The following is a 16,271-nucleotide window of genomic DNA, read 5'->3' as shown; positions in this document are numbered from 1 at the left end:
ATCCATGTTATTCCTTCAGCCGGGGTGTAGGATATGACGCATATTGAGGCCTACCAATCCCGCCTGACGAATGCCAACGGGGCCGTGCAGGGATTACACTCCGGAGCGCATATTGCCATGGGCATGGCCACCGCAGAACCGCCTGCGCTGCTGGGCGCACTGGCGGACATGGCAATCAGGGGTGATATCGACGATATCAAACTCTGGTATTTCCATTCGATGGACCATGCCGGCGCAACGGTGTTGCGACCCGACCTGCTCGGCCGGATACGCCCGCGCTGCATGTTCCTCAGCTCGATCGAGCGCCAATTGCTAAGCACCCAGGAGCCCGGCAAGAAAAGCCCGATCGAGTTTGTGCCGGTCGCCTTCAGCGATTCCCCGCGACTGTTCGAAAAAGAGGTTCCGCTCGATCTGTTTGTGACGACCGTGTCGCCGATGGACAAACATGGCTGGTTCACCTTTGGCACCAGCAACGACTATTCCACTGCCGCGGCGCGCAGCGCGAAAAAGCTCGTGGTCGAGGTTAATCCGAATATGCCGCGGGTATTCGGCGCCTCGCTTCTGCACATTTCCGAAATCGATGCCATTGTGGAGAATCGCGCGCCTCTGGCCGAGGTCCATGCACCCGATATGTCACCGCAAGAGGCAAGGGTAGCAGCCACCATCGCCGACATGATTGACGACGGAGCCTGTCTCCAGATGGGCATCGGCGCACTTCCCGGCGCTGTTTGCGCCTTGTTGCAGGACCGCCGGGATCTGGGAATCCATACCGAATTGATGACCCCTGCCCTCGCCAGCCTCATCCAGTGCGGCGCCGTCACCAATCAGGCCAAGACCACCTATCGTGGCCGCAGCGTCTTCACCTTCGCTATGGGGGACAAGCCTTTCTACGATTTTCTCGATGACAATCCGGCGATGCACAGCGCCCCGGTGAATATTGTCAACGATCCTCGCCATATCGCGAAAAACCGAAATGTGGTGTCGGTAAATGCGACCCTGCAGATCGACCTTGGCGGCGCGTGCAATTCGGAACATTTAATGGGGCGGCAATATAGCGGTTCGGGCGGTCAGCTGGACTTTGTTCGTGGTGCGACAGCGTCCAAAGGCGGCAAGTCGATCATCGCCTGCCAGTCCACCGCCTGCAACGGCACCATCTCCCGCATCGTTCCCAGACTGGACGGACCGGTAACTACGCCGCGCAACGACACGCATATCGTGGTAACCGAATATGGATCGGCAGACCTGAAGGGAAAATCGCTGAACCAGCGCGCCGACGCTCTGATCGGCCTCGCCCATCCGAAATTCAGGGACGAACTTGCCAACGGGCTATGACGGCAGAATGAACTGGCCGGCCGTCGCGTCTGGTTGCCGCTTCTCCCGAGCCATGCACCGGAGGGCCACGGCAGGATACGTACACTCCCTGATGTAGCCGCATCCCGTCGCCGCTTATCTAAAGGCTTTCCAATCGGGATCACGCAGGACTTTGAAACATATTCTTCCATCCATCCTGTCTCAACCAGACCGAGCAAGGTCGTGCGAACAGCATGGCCTTTCGGTTGTCTCGATCAACAAGAAATTTGGCAAAAAAACGGTCCTGAGCGACATATCGTTTGAAGTCGGGCCTTCCGAGGTTGTGGGTCTGCTTGGACGGGACGGGGCCGGCAAGACCGTGACATTCTATTCGATCCTCGGATTGCTTCGGATCAATTCCGGCCATATTTTCCTTGATGGCGAGGACATAACCGGACTGTCACTCGACCGGCGTGCGCTTCGTGGCCTGGGATATTTGCCGCAGGAATCCTCGATTTTCAGAGGCCTCACGGTCGAACAGAATATCATGACCGTACTCGAAGCGGTCGTCCCGGATCCCGCCGCCCGGGCGCAGAAGCTGGATGACCTGCTGCAGGAGTTTCATATAGACTATGTCCGTCAGGTACCGGCACGCGCGTTGTCGGGCGGTGAAAGACGCCGCTGTGAAATTGCCCGGGCGATGGCGGCCAGCCCGGCCATCATGCTGTTCGATGAACCCTTTGCCGGCATTGATCCGATGTCGGTCAAGGATATCAAGGCGATGATTGCCAATCTGGAAAGCCATGATGTCGGCATATTGATCACCGACCAGAATGTGCGCGAGATGGTCGATATTCTGGACCGGGTCTATGTGCTGCACGAGGGGCGTATCGTGTTTGAAGGTACGCCGCAGGCAATGCTGGAGAACAAGTTGGTGCGGCATGTATATCTGGGCGAGGAATTTCATGCTGCCGCTAGGTAACACTACGGATGGCTTGCCTTCGCTGTTTCTTGCAATTGCAGCGGGAAGGTCAACAAGGGAGAGACAAGATGAAATCCGTGCTTCTTTATATCAACGATGATTCCGGGCTAGAAGCCCGCTATCAGGCGGCACTGGATCTCACCCGCGCGCTGGAGGGACATCTCCATTGCCTGCGCCCCGATCCTTACAGACCACAAATGGCATTTGACGGCGTTACCGGAATGTCTGTCATGTATGATATCAGCAAATATGCGAGCGAGTCCGATTTGTTGCTGAAAACCGAAATGGAAAAACGGCTCACCGGTGAAGATGTGCCCTGGGACTATCAGGAAGCCAATGCGGAACCGGCCCGTGGCCTTGCCCGCAATTCGGCACTGACCGACATCATGGTGCTCAGTTCGTGCAGCGGAATAAAGGACAACACCCTGCCGTTCGGCCTTCTGGGTGATGTGATCTTCAGCTGCAATGTCCCCATCGTCGTGCAGCCCGACAGCGTGCAGAAATTCGATGCAGCCGGTTCCGCCATCATCGCCTGGAACGGCAGCTTCGAAGCCGGCAATGCATTGCGTGCCGCCGTGCCGCTGCTCAGGCTTGCGAACGATGTGCACATCGTCGTCGTCGAGGAAGAGAAGCAACACGACCTGCCCCCTCTGGAGGCATCGGAATATCTGTCGAGACATGGCATCAAGTCTCGGATTCACGAACTTGCCGCCGAGAAATCCTCGGTCCACGCGATATTGCTATCGACAATTGATACGTTGAACGCCAGCTATATGGTGATGGGTGCCTATGGCCATAGCCGGGCAAGGGAATTCCTGTTCGGCGGGGTAACGCGCAACCTATTCTGGGATTGCCCGGTTCCGCTGGTCGTCGCGCATTAGTCTTTCTCTAGCCACGGCATATCGTCTGCGAATGACCTTGCGGCGACCGCGATCGCTATCTGTCTAGTAGAGCGCCGCAGCCTCGAAGTCGGCCACGAGCTTGCGCAATATGTCCGGGTCCGAAATCAATTTTTGCAGTACATCAGCCGGTGCAGCGGTTGCGGGATAGCCGGAACGTTCTGCCAACTGCCGCCACACCCTCCGCGCTTCATCCTTTTCACCGAGCATCGCCGATGACAATATGAAACTGATCTCCAGTCCCACGGCGGCACCCGGCATCGAATCGAGATATTTCAAGGACAATTTCTGTGCAGCCTGTGCATCGCCGCGCCGCAACTGACGCATCGCTACGGTCGCCGCGATGGCCAGCTCTGCATTAGGATCCATCCGCAAGGCCTGATCCGCATAGGCTTCCCCTTCCGGCATGTCGCAGGCGAGCATATACATGCCCAGATAACCCATGATCCGGGAATTCAGCGGATTCAGACCAACCGCGCGCTCTCCCCACAAGACACCCCTGCGGCAATCGCCCTTGTAGAACGCGCTCTGCGCCACGGCGAAAGTGGCTGATGCGCTGTTGCTGTCAATTTTTGCGGCCTTGGCTGCAAATTCATCACGCCTGCCTTCTATCGTATCGGCTAAGCCCTGTTTCTCCGCGATATTCTTGGCCGATGCCAGCACGCTCATCAAATAGGAGTCATTCGGAAATTGTTTCGCCGATTCATTCATGCACTGCAATACTCGTGGTAGCACCGCCTCGTCGCGGTAGCGCATATATTGATGAAATTGCAGCAGGCACGGATAGCCGGGCGTAAAATCGACACGATATTTGGACCGTTCGTGCTGGGCAATTTTACCGTGAGGACCGGCCATAGCAATTACGGCCTGGTTGAGCTCTGCGGCGCGTTCCTGATCGCTCGAATTTCCTATCCTGCTCGACCAGATCACCTCTCTGGTAACGCTGTCGACGAGACGAAGCTGCACCGGGCGGGCAGAATCATTGAGGTTCGAGGATTCGAGCAGATATCGCGATCCGACGGATGGCTCGGCCGTCTCGTTGAATACACGAATCTGGTCGAATTTTCCCAGTGCTCCGACCAGATGACTGTGAATGGCTTCCAATCTGGCGCGGGAGGCAGGATTGGTGGGCCCGTCGGTCGCTTTCACGATAATCGCGGGATAGCCAATAGCGACGCCAGCTTTGCTGTCGCTCTTCTGAAAATAGAATATTCCCGCAGTGGCCAACAGGAGAAACACAGCGAAAATCGTCCAGATATATCGCCGACTGACCGGTCCCTGCCGCTTGACAGGGCTTTCCGGTACAAATGCGGGTCGCTCCACCCGTCTGCCAAACATATCTTCGGTCCGCCGGCTTTTTGGTACAGGCTTTTTCGCCGGTTGCCCTTCGGGCTCTGCGCCTTCGGACTCGCTGCCCGATGCCTCGTTGGCCCCCAGAATGATCTCGTAATTATGATAGGGAATATACAGCCGGTTTGCGCAATTCTCGCGCAGATAAAAATGGTCAAGCATACGCCGCAGCCGGCCGATCTGGACGCGCGGATAGCTGTCAATCTGTGTATCGAAACTGTCATCGCGGCCAAGCGCATCAACGGCTACGGCATATGCCGTCAAGGGCTTGCCGTCTTCCCGCAACTTGTGATCGACTAGGAAACGAAGCAGTTTGCTCATGGTCGGAGAGCGGGCGAATTCGGAACTGCACAACAGCCGATCGCGCTCCAAACAAAGCTGGAGCTTTTCCGCTTCGGTTAAGTTTCGCAAATCTCCTCCTCAAGATACGGTAACATAACCGGAAAAATTATCTGGCCGCAAGCGATATGCTGTGCCCCGATATACGCATATTTCATAGGATGGTTGCGACAAGGTCGCGATCAAATGCCGGATATCATGCGTATTGCCGCTCTTCGGGTGTGCTCAGATCCACAAAACAACCGAAAATCCCGAGAACTGCCCCGTTTCCGCCAATCTGGCATGTGCCTCTGGCCAGCACCGGAAGCTCGTTACCATTTTCGGTCAGGATGCGCGCGCGAAATTCAAAATCCGCGCCTTCATCCAAAGAACGTGCAACGGCTTCCTCTACCATGGGCCGATCATCCGGGTGATAGTAGTCAATGGCATTTTCAAGCATCGGATTGCCGAGCGAGTGACGGCGCTCATGCATGTCGAAAACATAATCCGACCATTTCACGATATTTGTTGCCGCATCGAGGTGCCAGGAACCGAAGCGTCCAACGTCTTCCGAAATTTCCAGTGTTAGCTGACACCGGTCGAGGTCGAGCCTTGCCGTCGTTAAATCAGCGCGGACATTTCGCAATCGTAGCCACAGATAGGCAATCACCAGAAGCAGAACAAACGCCAGAAAATAAGGAAAATACGCCAATAGTATTTCTTGCATTACATGTCCTTCTGTCGTTCGGAGCCGCTTTCCTAAACGCAAGCCAAATAGCATTGATTTGACGTGACGGGGTTAGTAACAAATCGAACCAATAAATTCGATATCTTTTTGCAATTGAAAACAGCAATGGCTTTTGATGCCAATTCAGGGTGGATTCACATGTCCCGAAAGTTTGCGGGCGACAGAAGAAACAGGCTTCGGCTTAGCTACCGTTATTTCTGAACATGCCCGAACGGTTGATAATCACCAATATCTCATTGATCAGCGTGGGACTGTCGATCCATTTTTGAAGCATTTCCCGCGGCGGGCTGTTTTCTGTCAGCCCGTAGTCCGCGGCCATGGTTTTCCAGACCCGTCGCGCCTCTGTTTTTTCGCCCTGCATAGCCGAAGACAACATATAGGCCAGTTCGAGCGCCGGTTCCTTGCGGGGCGAGGACGCCATATATTCGCTGGTCAGTTTGCGGGCTGCCGATGCTTCCCCCCGTTTCAGCATTTGCAGGGCGACAGCCGCTGCGATCGACAGATCCGCATTGGGATCCAGCTTCAGCGCTCGTGCAGCATAGTCCTCACCTTCCGGGTTATCACAGCCGATCATATAAAGACCGAGATATCCGATGATCCGGGAATTCAGTGGATTCAATGCAACGGCCTTCTTGCCCCAGGCCACGCCGGTTGCACAATCACCGGCAAAAAAGGCAGACTGCGCTACAGCAAAATTCGCCGCAGGACTGTTGTGGTCCAATGCTTCCGCCCTCCTGGCCAGTAACATTCCAGCGCTTCGGGCTGCGGGGTTAGTGTTGAAGCGTTCCGCCATATTCAGGGCAAAGGCAGCCACGCTCAGAACATGGGCATCGGTGGGGAACAGCACTACCGATTTCTGCAGGCATTTCTGCAGGGGCGCACGCTTTTCCGGATCACGGTAGCGGATAAAAAGATCAAACTGCAGCAGGCAGGGATATCCCGCCGAATAATCATTTCCCAGCCTGGATATTTCGGTCTGGGCAATTTTCCCATTCGGTCCTGCCAATGCGATAATGGCCTGATCCAATTCTAGCCTGAACGCGTCGTCATCAACGGTATCCAGCTCCCTCGACCATAATATCTCGCCGCTCTGCTGATCCAGCAAACGCAAACCGATTTTGTCTTCTGCCGCTTCAAGGAAGTGCAGCCGGAGCAGATAATCGGACATTCCGGATTCGCCAGCCTGCTCTTCGAAAATCCGTATTCCACCAAATCCGTTCAGGCCGCGAACCAGCTGATTGCCGACGGATTCGGAAAATTGTGATCGCCCCGCACCGGCAGGGCCATCCGCCATATCCAGTGCCAAACGCGGATAGGCAATCTCGCTGCCAGTCCGACCGGTGGACAGATAATATGTCAGAATGCTGCTTCCGACCAACAGCACGACCACAGCCAGAATGGCTAACAGTCCCCTGTTCCAGACCCATGGCCCGTCCGCACCTTTTCCATTTGATGGACCGGCGTCGGTATCCGCGCGCATTGACGGCCTGCCATCGGTTGTGGACGAATTTGTGCCCTCGCCGATCAGGTTATCCTGATCGCCGGAAGGGGTAATATTGGGCTCGAGCATGATTTCATATTTTTGCGGGGGTATGGACAGCCGGTTTTCTCCGCCTTTCCGCAAATAGAAACTATCGAGCATACGCCGCAGGCGCCCCATTTGCACACGCGGATAGCTATCCGTCTGGGTATCAAAATCGGCATCACGGCCAAGCGCTTCGGTCGCAATCGTATAGCTTTTGAGCGGGACGCTGTTTCCGGACAGTTTATAGTCGACCAGATATCGCAACAATTTGGACATGCTCGGTGCGCGAACAAATTCAGGATCACTCAACAACCGATCGCGTTCCAGACATAATTGTAATGCAGAGGAATCGTCCATAATAATATTTATGTCCTCCCCTGATTCAATCTACGGGCAATGGCAATCTGGGGATGCAAGACTGCCCCACATGACAGGTGTAACTAATTGTAACATAGCTTGGGCGGGAGGAAATTTCAAACCATCAAATCTGGATAGAATCTGGATTCGGGCATGGAAGATGAAAATTGAAGCAATGACATGAAATATCGTTTCCTGCATTTTGAGCTTGATACCGAACGGTTCGAGCTGCTCCGTAGGGGGGAGAAACTCCTGATACAACCCCAAGCTCTCGCCATTTTGGGGATACTTGTACGCAACCACGGGAAACTGGTCCGGAAAGAGGAACTGGTCCGGCAACTCTGGAACAACCGCTCCATCTCGGACAGCGCCTTGTCCAGCCAGATCAAGGCACTACGCCGCATTCTCGGCGATAGCGGTCATGAGCAACATGTGATTCGGACTGTCTATGGACGGGGTTTCCGCTTTGTTACCCGTGTCGAAACGCACGCATTAAAGGTGGGACAGGATATAGCGCAATCACGACCGCTGGTGTCGGACGCGTTGACCGAAAAAGCAGGCAAGCCCCCCGTCGTGGCTGTGCTGCCGCTTTGCAAGATCGGTAAAATGAATGAACATGCCGGACTGTCCGAAGCCTTGCCGGCCGATATTACGACCGCCCTGTCGCAGTTGCGCTGGCTATTCGTTATAGCCCGCGCCTCCAGTTTCCGGTTTGAGGCCAATCTCCCTGACCTTGAAAAAATGCGCAGAGAGCTTGATGTGGACTATGTGCTGACCGGCTGGATTGAACTGATCGGACGTCAAATGCTGGTCGGGGTCGAGTTGACCGAGACCAGACAACATCGCGTCGTCTGGGCCGAACGCTATGAGGCACCGCTTGCCGACATCCATGTGATGCGGGCGCAGATGGTGCGGGATATTATCACGGCGATCGACCTGTCGATCAGCGATACCGAAGCATCCTATGCGAAGTTGAGGGCTCCCGATCAACTTACCGGATGGGAGGCCTATCACCTCGGCATGTCGAGCGTAAACGGAGCGAAGATGGACTTGAAACAGGCCCTCGATCATTTCGAATTCGCCCGTGCGCAAGCACCGACATTCGCGCGCGCGCATGCCGCCACCGCCTATATTCATGGTCTGGGGCTTTTCCACCTTGCGCGCGGTGGAGACCAGGATGCCGCAATCCGGAATATGCTGACGTCGGGAGAGCAGGCATTGCGCTGTGACCCGCTCGATCCTTTTGCCCATCTCGTCAACGGCCGCGCGGAACGGGTTTCGGGCAACATCGACAGCGCGCTGGACCATTATGAGAAAGCAATCTCATTTTGTCCAAACTATGCCGAAGCCTATAATTCACAAGCGGTTTCCCTGATGTTGAAGGGTGACTTTTCCGCTGCCTATAAATCGGCCAAGCTGGCTATAAAACTGAGTCCAAACTGTCCCATGCGGTTTGAGGCAGAAACCACGCAGACCTACGCCGCATTCAATCTGGGGCTGGAAGAGGAAGCGCTGTCGCTGTCGCGCAGACTTGCTCAGTTTTCACAGCATAGCCCATTGGCCCTGATCGCGGCCATGACCGTTTTCCATCATCTGGGCAGTGAAAGCGAAGCCAGGCGCATACAGGCCCGGATATTATCGACAGGGATTGAGCCGAGAATAAATGTTCTCCGGACTTTTCCGGACAGCGCTGCGGAAATTTCAGACCAAATCACCCGGGCCTTCACTCATTATTTTGGCTCAGATCAGGACCATTCCAGCGTTCGAATAGAGCGATGACGCAGCCTGAACGAACAGATCCGGCTATGCCTTCGCCGCTGCCCGTTCTTCGTCAAATGCCCGCAAAACGATTGTGCCGATCGACAATTCTTCATTGTCCGCATTGCGGATACTGACCCGATAGAAAAATTTCGACGTCGCTTTGAACTGGGTCAGGGCTTCGGTTGCCGAATCCAGCGTGTCGATCAGGATTTCCTTGCCGAGATCATCATGTCCGATAACCTTGTAGGGCAGACGATCGGCCGCCGTTTCGCCCGAACCGTTTTTTTGAGTATCCTTGCTGAGATCTGCAAGATCATCGCTATCGACACGCGTCGCCCGGTAAAAGGTGGACAACCAGACCATCAGGTCATCCAGCGGCAGCCGCCGTGAGAATACGATTCCGACGCGCGCGCCCGACTGCCAGCGAACCGTACCGTTAATATCCAGTAGTTCGGGGACCGACAGCCGAAGATTCTTGCCGGTTTCGAAAACATGATCTGTTCTGATGCAGATTCCGGCAGGAGAAATATCGCAAATATCGCCATGGATCAGGCGCGATCCCTGGTAGATATTGATCGGATGCTTCATTTCGATCCTTGGCAGCCGCGCAACCCGGCCCTGTTTGGACTCATTGGGTTTTGTCAGCACAGTGGCAATGTCGATCGGTGAGGAAAATTCGACGCCGGCAAGGGCCTCCTTGCGCCAGCGCACGGTGCCGGTCAGTTCCTGTTCTTCGGTCAGCATGGCGGAAACCGTATCGCCCAGTTCGAAATTGGGATGGACTTCGACCATCATGCCTGTTGCGGACAGATTCTTGATGAACCCCCAGCCTTCACCGGCTGCTCCCTTGATCTTGGCAAGCCGCAGCATTGCAATATGCCGCTCCTGTTTTCTGCGATCCTCTTCCACAACGATATTATCCGATGGAAAAGATGAAGATGGGGAAGCTCCAGATTCGATCATATTTGTCATTTACTTGACCTTCATTCGGTAACGTAGGGAGAACCGTTCATATTTTCCTGCCGCCGGCAGAAGGGCGCCGGTCGGCCGGAATTTGATATGCGTGACCGCCGCATCAAAGCCGTCACTGTCGGCGACCGGGACATAGTCGAATGTTTTGCCGCCATCGTTCGAGAACTCGATCGAATCCTCGGCGCTGGAGAGACCGGCAAAGCTGAATTTCAAACCGCTGTCATGGTCGTTGAACACCGCAGGACCGGCTCCGGCCTGATCAAGATCACCGACGAACAGGATAAGATGTTCGGGGACCTTGTCGGTAACCGCAAAGGATGCCGCTGGCGTTCCGTGCTGTCCCGGGCCGCTGACCGATACGAAAAAATCCATTACCGATCCCGGAAGAGCAACGTTCGTCCCGCGGTTGCCGGCTGGACCGCCGACGATATTGCTGGACAGTGCAATGGCGACATTTTCGCTCGGGTCGGCTTCGGCAAAAGCCGGCAGGGGAACAGCGATCAGGGCCAGCGCGATCGCACATGGCAAAGCGCCAGGCCTGGCGGTAGCGCGAATGGTCCGGCGGTCGATCTGGACCGCTGAAGACCTGTATTTCGCACTCGGTATCTGCATCATCTTATCCCGTTATATCCTGTTTACTGCTGTTTGAGCGGAAGATTAAGGTTACCGCCCCCAATATTTTTTACCGACATAACCATTCCCCTTGTTTGACCGCTCAGTGCAATTCGACCAGACGGAGCTCGCAGGATTCCCCGGGACTTCTGCCGGCATCAGCACCCAATAGAATTTCACAATTCCGAAAACTCGTGCTGTGCGAGACCATTATCGCCGCATTCGCTGAATCAGGGGTGTCCTGCATTACAGAAGTCATGGTGAATGGTTTGACAACCCGGGCAGAAGCCACCGCCGTGGCGCGGCCGGTTTGCGGGCCGGATGCCGGGTCTGTGGCAAAAGCTTCAGAAGCGAGAGCGGGCAATATGATCAGTATCATGATTGCAAGAATAGAGAGTGAGAGCAATTCGGAAGAGCGGAACAACCGAGAAAAATCGGTTTTCACTTTCCACATTATCGAACCACCTACCTGCATCACGCATCTCACCTATTGGTTTGCAAGAGGGAGCCCGACAGACGCTTGTCCGATGATGGAGCGGATAGAATGTCTACCCGCTCCATCAGGAACAATCGGTGCGATATTGACCAGAATATCGCACCAGTGCCGGGGCAACTGTGGCGCTTGATTGGGTTACCACAGGCAAAAAGCCGTATTGCCCCACTTGCCTATCCTTTGTGACGGAGCACGGCCGGAAAAAGCAGTTAGACACGGCTAAAGTTACACAATGTTACGGTAGCAGATTTTTAAGTCACTGTAAAAATGGGTTTTTTGCAAGATGCTTAAGATAACAAGGCGGAAAGATTAACTCTTTTTACACAATAGTTAACAAAATCCTCGCAAAAATTTGCCTTGTGATACGGTTACTCGGGATCGAAAAAGGCGTGTGTCACAGGATTATGGCCATATGACTCGCGATATGGCTGAATATACAACATCAACGGCCGCGGGAAAAGGCCAATAGCGTTCGCCACACCATCACTGGCTCTGCACCGGTGCAGGATAGCGGTAGTGGTTGCTACGCGCCGGTCTGCCGACAAGGGGAGATATCCGGCCGAGACAAAATCCGCTGGCTGAATTTGCCAAGCCCCGCGTTTCTCGGTCTGAAAGCCAGATCATTTCCGGGCGCTTTTTGCCAGGATCGACTCGGCAAAGCCGTGCAACGTGTCATCGCGGGCCCCCATGACGACGATTCTATCCCCTGATTCGGCGAGTTCCGCCATTCGGTCACCGCAATCCTCGCGAACCGGAATATATTCCGCTCTGCCGCCAGCCGCATTTATGGCGTTGACAATTGTTTCGCTACCCAGCGACCGGTCGACCGTGCCGCCAAAATAAACCGGATCACACAGAATGACGCGGTCGTCACCATCAAGATATTCGGCAAAAACCGATGCCAGTTCTGCCCCCATTTTCCGTATCGGTCCAAAACCGTGCGGCTGGAAAAAGGCTATGACCCGGCCGGGAAACGCCTTCAATGTCCTGAGCGTGGCAGCGATCTTGTCCGGATTGTGACCGAAATCATCGATCACGGTGACGCCCTCCGCGCTCCCCACAATATCGAAACGCCTGGCCAGTCCCTGAAACGTGCCGATCGCCGATATCGCCGTTGCCACCGGCACCCCGATCGCACAACTTGCCGCGATCGCTGCCAGGGCATTGGCGATATTATGCCGTCCGGGCACCTGGAGGGATACCGCATGGTCGGTACCGCCATTACGCAATATAAAGGTGCTGCCGAGCGGTTTCTCCTCGACGTGTTCCGCCCGATAATCCGCACCCTCGAGAAATCCGAAGCTGCTGCTGTCCGGCAGCACAAGCCCGTCCATCAGAGCCTGCGATTCCACGTCATCATGGTTCCAGATTGCATGGCGCGACTTAGCGACAAAATTACCAAACAATATTCTCAGTTCTTCCAGGCTCTTGTGATCAAGGCTGACATTGTTGAGCACCGCGACTTCGGGATGGAACAACACGATGGAACCGTCGCTTTCGTCGACTTCGCTGACCATAAGCGCGCTCCTCCCGACGCGGGAACTGGCGAAGGGCGCATCATCATTGGCGAAATTTTTCATCACCGCCCCGTTCATGATGGTCGGATCGCGGCCGGCTTCGGTCAATATCCAGCCGATCATCCCGGTAACCGTGGATTTCCCGCTGGTGCCGCCCACGGCGATGCTGCTCGCCATGGCATTGAAATGCTCTGCCAGCAATTCCGCCCGGGTCATACGCTTGCACCCCAGAGCCGTCGCCCGCGCAACATCGGGCACGGTTTCTTCAATGGCTGCGGAAGCAATCAGTATCTGGCTGCCTTCGCCAAGACCGCTGCCGTCTTGTTGAAACAGTTTGATCCCCCTGTCCTGCAACCACCGGAATTTGTCCGCCAATCGGCCTTGGTCCAAAGCCCGGTCCGATCCGGCGACCTGCGCCCCCGCTGCTTTGACGATCATTGCCAGTGGCAACATGCCGGAACCACCGATTCCGCAAAAATAATAGGATTTGTCTTCGGTCATTTTTTCGCGCTATTGCTTCTCCATCTGTTTGGCAATGGCGCAAGGAACAAAATCGATCTCCCGACCAGTCCGCATCGGCATTTGTGCGCCATCAACGCCTTTCACCAGGGACGCCGCTGATCGCGTCCTCGCGCTTGCGGCGCAAAGCCACCCACAGGCGGAACTATTGTTCCATGAGCAATGTTTTTTCACGCAAGGACATTTCGCCGGCAGCGACAGAGAACGGACCGACAGTTTCGTCGCTTTGGCCAATGATCCGGGTATAGATGCCATATGGTTCGTCCGGGGCGGCTATGGCGCGGCCCGAATCGCGGAGGCCGCAGTCAACCGGCTGAACGATATTGCCAGTGACAAGATCTATCTCGGATATAGCGATGCCGGCAATATGCTTGGCGCACTCTATCGCGCCGGCATCGGCAACGTCGCGCATGGCCCGATGCCATCCGACATTGGCAGGTCCGGCGGCGAGGTCGCCGTTAGGAGAGCGCTTGACTGGATCGTGCACGGAAAGCCGGATGCGATCGAACCCGGCCTGATCAGCGGCCAGAATCACGTTGCGTTCAATCTGATCACGCTCGCCATGATGACCGGAACAAGGCTGATGCCGGATCTGCGGGATCATATCCTGATTATCGAGGAAATATCGGAATATCTCTACGCCTTTGATCGCGCCATGTTTCATTTGTGCAGCAATCTTGCGGATCAGGGCCTTGCCGGAATAAAATTGGGACGCGTTGACGACATTCCCGAGAATGATCGTCCGTTTGGCGAGAATCCCGAAGAAATCGTAAAACGATGGGCCCAAGGCAACGAAATCCCCTATCTCGGGCGGGCGGAAATCGGCCATGATGTGCGGAACCGGGTCGTGCCGTTCGGGCGACTGGAAAACTGATTAAGCGGTCACGAGATTATCAGCGTCGACTAATCATTCGTTCCGGGATCAGGACGCCTTGTCCAGATTGCCCTCATTGTCCCGGCCGTGGTCAAATTCCGGCACCAGCGACTTTAGAGTGTCAATCGCACGGTCGGGATCACGACAATCCAGCAGGTCATCGATCAGCGCGTCCAGCATGTCCTGAGATAGAAATGTTTCATGCGCTTTCATAATCCGCGGATGCAGGGTTTTTTGCGGGTCGTTGCCGATGATCAGCTCTTCATAGAGCTTTTCGCCGGGGCGTAGCCCCACTTCGACAATTTCAATATCGCCGTCGGGATTGGTCTCGTTGCGAACCGTCAAACCGGAGAGCCGCACCAATGTTTCGGCAAGGTCCTGGATTTTCACCAGCTTGCCCATGTCCAGCACAAAAACTTCTCCGCCCTTGGCCATGCCGGCCGCCTGGATCACCAGTTGCGCCGCCTCGGGGATGGTCATGAAATAGCGGGTGACTTTGCGATCGGTCAGGGTGATCGGACCGCCCTGCTCGATCTGCTTGCGGAAAAGCGGTACGACGGAGCCGCTGGAGCCCAGGACATTGCCGAAACGCACCATGGAGAATCTGGTGTCGTCTGCACCGTCGGCAAAATTCTGGACTATCTGTTCGGCAGCCCGCTTGGTCGCCCCCATGACATTGGTCGGGCGCACAGCCTTGTCGGTGCTGATCAGGATGAAATCCTTGACCTTGGCAGCTTTTGCAGCGGCAGCCAGAGCTTTTGTTCCCAATATATTGTTGCGGATGCCTTCGATAGGATTGGCCTCGACCAGCGGTACATGCTTGTAAGCGGCGGCATGGAAAACGGTGTCAGGCTTCCACAGGCCGAGTATTTCATCCAGCCTTTTGGTATCGACGACCGAACCGAGAACGGGGATCAGTTCCAGATTCACCGCAGCCTGACTGGCAACGAGCTTTTTCAGTTCCTTCTCGATTTCATAAAGCGCGAATTCGGAGATATCCAGCATCACCAGGCGACGGGCACCCGATCTCGCGATCTGCCGGCACAACTCACCCCCGATTGATCCACCGGCCCCCGTAACCAATACCGTCTTTCCGACAATCGTCCGTCCGAACAGCAGTTCATTGGGCTTGACCGGTTCACGTCCGAGCAAATCTTCAATTTCCAGTTCGCGAATATCGCTGAAGGCGATTTTTCCGGAGATTATTTCCTGCATGTTCGGCAATGTCTGGACATGCACCGTGAACTCGCGGACCTGGTCGACGATTGCCCGGCGCTTTCTCCGGCTGATCCGCGGCAAGGCGAGCAGAATGTCGGTGATTTCATATTTGCGGATCAGATCAGGAAGATGACCGCTCCAGAAGACCTTGTCGCCATCCAGCCGCTGTCCATTCAGCCGGTGATCGTCATCAATATAGCCGCGAAGCCGCATGGCGGGTTCCGACCGCATCGATGCCGCCAATTGCTGGCCGGCACTTCCTGCTCCGTAGATCAGTACGTTTCTTACCACACCGGCGAACCTGTTCCGGCCCAGGATATCGACCATGAGATAGCGTCCGGCGACCCTGGAAAAGCCGACAAGGATGAAAAATACCACCGGCTGGATGAGCCCGATGGTCCGTGGCACACCGTCCATTCCGGCAACCGCAAATGCAATGGCCGTCACCACTGAATAGAATGCGAATGCACGCACTAATGTTCGCATCATGCCGGTACCGGCATAGCGGAAAATGGCATTATATACGCCACTCAGAATAAAAATCGGGATCATCAGCAACAGGCAGACCAGCACGGTTTTCTGAATGGCGATATCCCACAAGACCCAAACACCGATGCGCAGGGAATAAGCGATCCAGATCGACTGCACGCAAAGCAAGACGTCCAGCAAAAGTACGATTGCTCTTTTTTTCCATCGTGACAGCTGGGCTATTCTTTCCAGCAACGACGTGATGACGGCTGTGACATTCTCGATCATGTGGCTCTCAAAGCTGGCTTTTGGATTCTTGAAGCTGCAACGCCGAAACAGGCATTTACCCAACAGGCGCTGTTTAGCCA

At 55.2% G+C, this 16,271-nt stretch carries 12 protein-coding genes; 5 read left to right on the top strand and 7 right to left on the bottom strand.

Translation table 11 applies throughout. The annotated features are described in order from the left end of the window. Window positions 1-33 precede the first annotated feature (33 nt). From ACHZCJ_RS01185 to ACHZCJ_RS01175, 3 genes are all read left to right on the top strand, one after another. Window positions 34-1,332 (top strand): acetyl-CoA hydrolase/transferase C-terminal domain-containing protein, encoded by a 1,299-nt coding sequence (locus ACHZCJ_RS01185; protein ID WP_321323179.1) that lies wholly within the window; start codon window positions 34-36, stop codon window positions 1,330-1,332. 151 nt (window positions 1,333-1,483) lie between these two features. Further along, the gene (gene lptB / locus ACHZCJ_RS01180) at window positions 1,484-2,272 is read left to right on the top strand and encodes an LPS export ABC transporter ATP-binding protein (protein ID WP_321323177.1); all 789 of its coding nucleotides are present in this window, start codon (window positions 1,484-1,486) and stop codon (window positions 2,270-2,272) included. Between the two features lie 68 nt (window positions 2,273-2,340). Next, window positions 2,341-3,153 (top strand): universal stress protein, encoded by an 813-nt coding sequence (locus ACHZCJ_RS01175; protein WP_321323175.1) that lies wholly within the window; start codon window positions 2,341-2,343, stop codon window positions 3,151-3,153. A 63-nt stretch (window positions 3,154-3,216) separates the two neighbouring features. Here ACHZCJ_RS01175 and ACHZCJ_RS01170 read toward each other — a convergent pair whose 3' ends face one another. The 3 genes from ACHZCJ_RS01170 to ACHZCJ_RS01160 form a co-directional block, all read right to left on the bottom strand. After that, complete coding sequence (locus ACHZCJ_RS01170) at window positions 3,217-4,842, bottom strand: hypothetical protein (protein ID WP_321323172.1); 1,626 nt, start codon at window positions 4,840-4,842, stop codon at window positions 3,217-3,219. 214 nt (window positions 4,843-5,056) lie between these two features. Beyond that, on the bottom strand, window positions 5,057-5,566 hold the full coding sequence (locus ACHZCJ_RS01165; RefSeq protein ID WP_321323170.1) for a PAS domain-containing protein: 510 nt from the start codon (window positions 5,564-5,566) through the stop codon (window positions 5,057-5,059). A gap of 202 nt (window positions 5,567-5,768) precedes the next feature. Continuing rightward, window positions 5,769-7,421: a tetratricopeptide repeat protein gene (locus tag ACHZCJ_RS01160; protein ID WP_394699999.1), complete on the bottom strand. Its 1,653-nt coding sequence runs from the start codon at window positions 7,419-7,421 to the stop codon at window positions 5,769-5,771. A 228-nt stretch (window positions 7,422-7,649) separates the two neighbouring features. Between ACHZCJ_RS01160 and ACHZCJ_RS01155 the strand changes: the two genes are divergently transcribed. Then, window positions 7,650-9,248 (top strand): winged helix-turn-helix domain-containing protein, encoded by a 1,599-nt coding sequence (locus ACHZCJ_RS01155; RefSeq protein WP_321323166.1) that lies wholly within the window; start codon window positions 7,650-7,652, stop codon window positions 9,246-9,248. Window positions 9,249-9,272: 24 nt separating this feature from the next. On the opposite strand, the gene ACHZCJ_RS01150 is transcribed toward ACHZCJ_RS01155, so the two are convergent. The 3 genes from ACHZCJ_RS01150 to ACHZCJ_RS01140 all read right to left on the bottom strand — a co-directional run bounded on the left by ACHZCJ_RS01150 (window position 9,273) and on the right by ACHZCJ_RS01140 (window position 13,325). Next, window positions 9,273-10,193 (bottom strand): PilZ domain-containing protein, encoded by a 921-nt coding sequence (locus tag ACHZCJ_RS01150; RefSeq protein ID WP_268893895.1) that lies wholly within the window; start codon window positions 10,191-10,193, stop codon window positions 9,273-9,275. A 9-nt stretch (window positions 10,194-10,202) separates the two neighbouring features. Next, the gene (locus ACHZCJ_RS01145; RefSeq protein ID WP_394699998.1) at window positions 10,203-10,817 is read right to left on the bottom strand and encodes a hypothetical protein; all 615 of its coding nucleotides are present in this window, start codon (window positions 10,815-10,817) and stop codon (window positions 10,203-10,205) included. Window positions 10,818-11,927: 1,110 nt separating this feature from the next. Continuing rightward, window positions 11,928-13,325, bottom strand: coding sequence for a glutamate ligase domain-containing protein (locus ACHZCJ_RS01140; RefSeq protein WP_321323160.1), 1,398 nt, complete (start codon window positions 13,323-13,325; stop codon window positions 11,928-11,930). Between the two features lie 34 nt (window positions 13,326-13,359). Between ACHZCJ_RS01140 and ACHZCJ_RS01135 the strand changes: the two genes are divergently transcribed. Then, a complete protein-coding gene (locus tag ACHZCJ_RS01135) occupies window positions 13,360-14,217 on the top strand; it encodes an LD-carboxypeptidase (RefSeq protein WP_321323158.1) in 858 nt (285 codons plus the stop codon). A 48-nt stretch (window positions 14,218-14,265) separates the two neighbouring features. On the opposite strand, the gene ACHZCJ_RS01130 is transcribed toward ACHZCJ_RS01135, so the two are convergent. Beyond that, entirely contained in the window at window positions 14,266-16,191 is a 1,926-nt protein-coding gene (locus ACHZCJ_RS01130) for a nucleoside-diphosphate sugar epimerase/dehydratase (RefSeq protein WP_321323156.1), read from the bottom strand. Window positions 16,192-16,271 lie beyond the last annotated feature (80 nt).

The sequence above is a fragment of the uncultured Parasphingorhabdus sp. genome (genome assembly GCF_963677535.2).
Lineage (GTDB): Bacteria > Pseudomonadota > Alphaproteobacteria > Sphingomonadales > Sphingomonadaceae > Parasphingorhabdus.
Note: the sequence above shows the minus strand (reverse complement) of the source record. Positions and strands in the feature narration are given on the sequence as shown.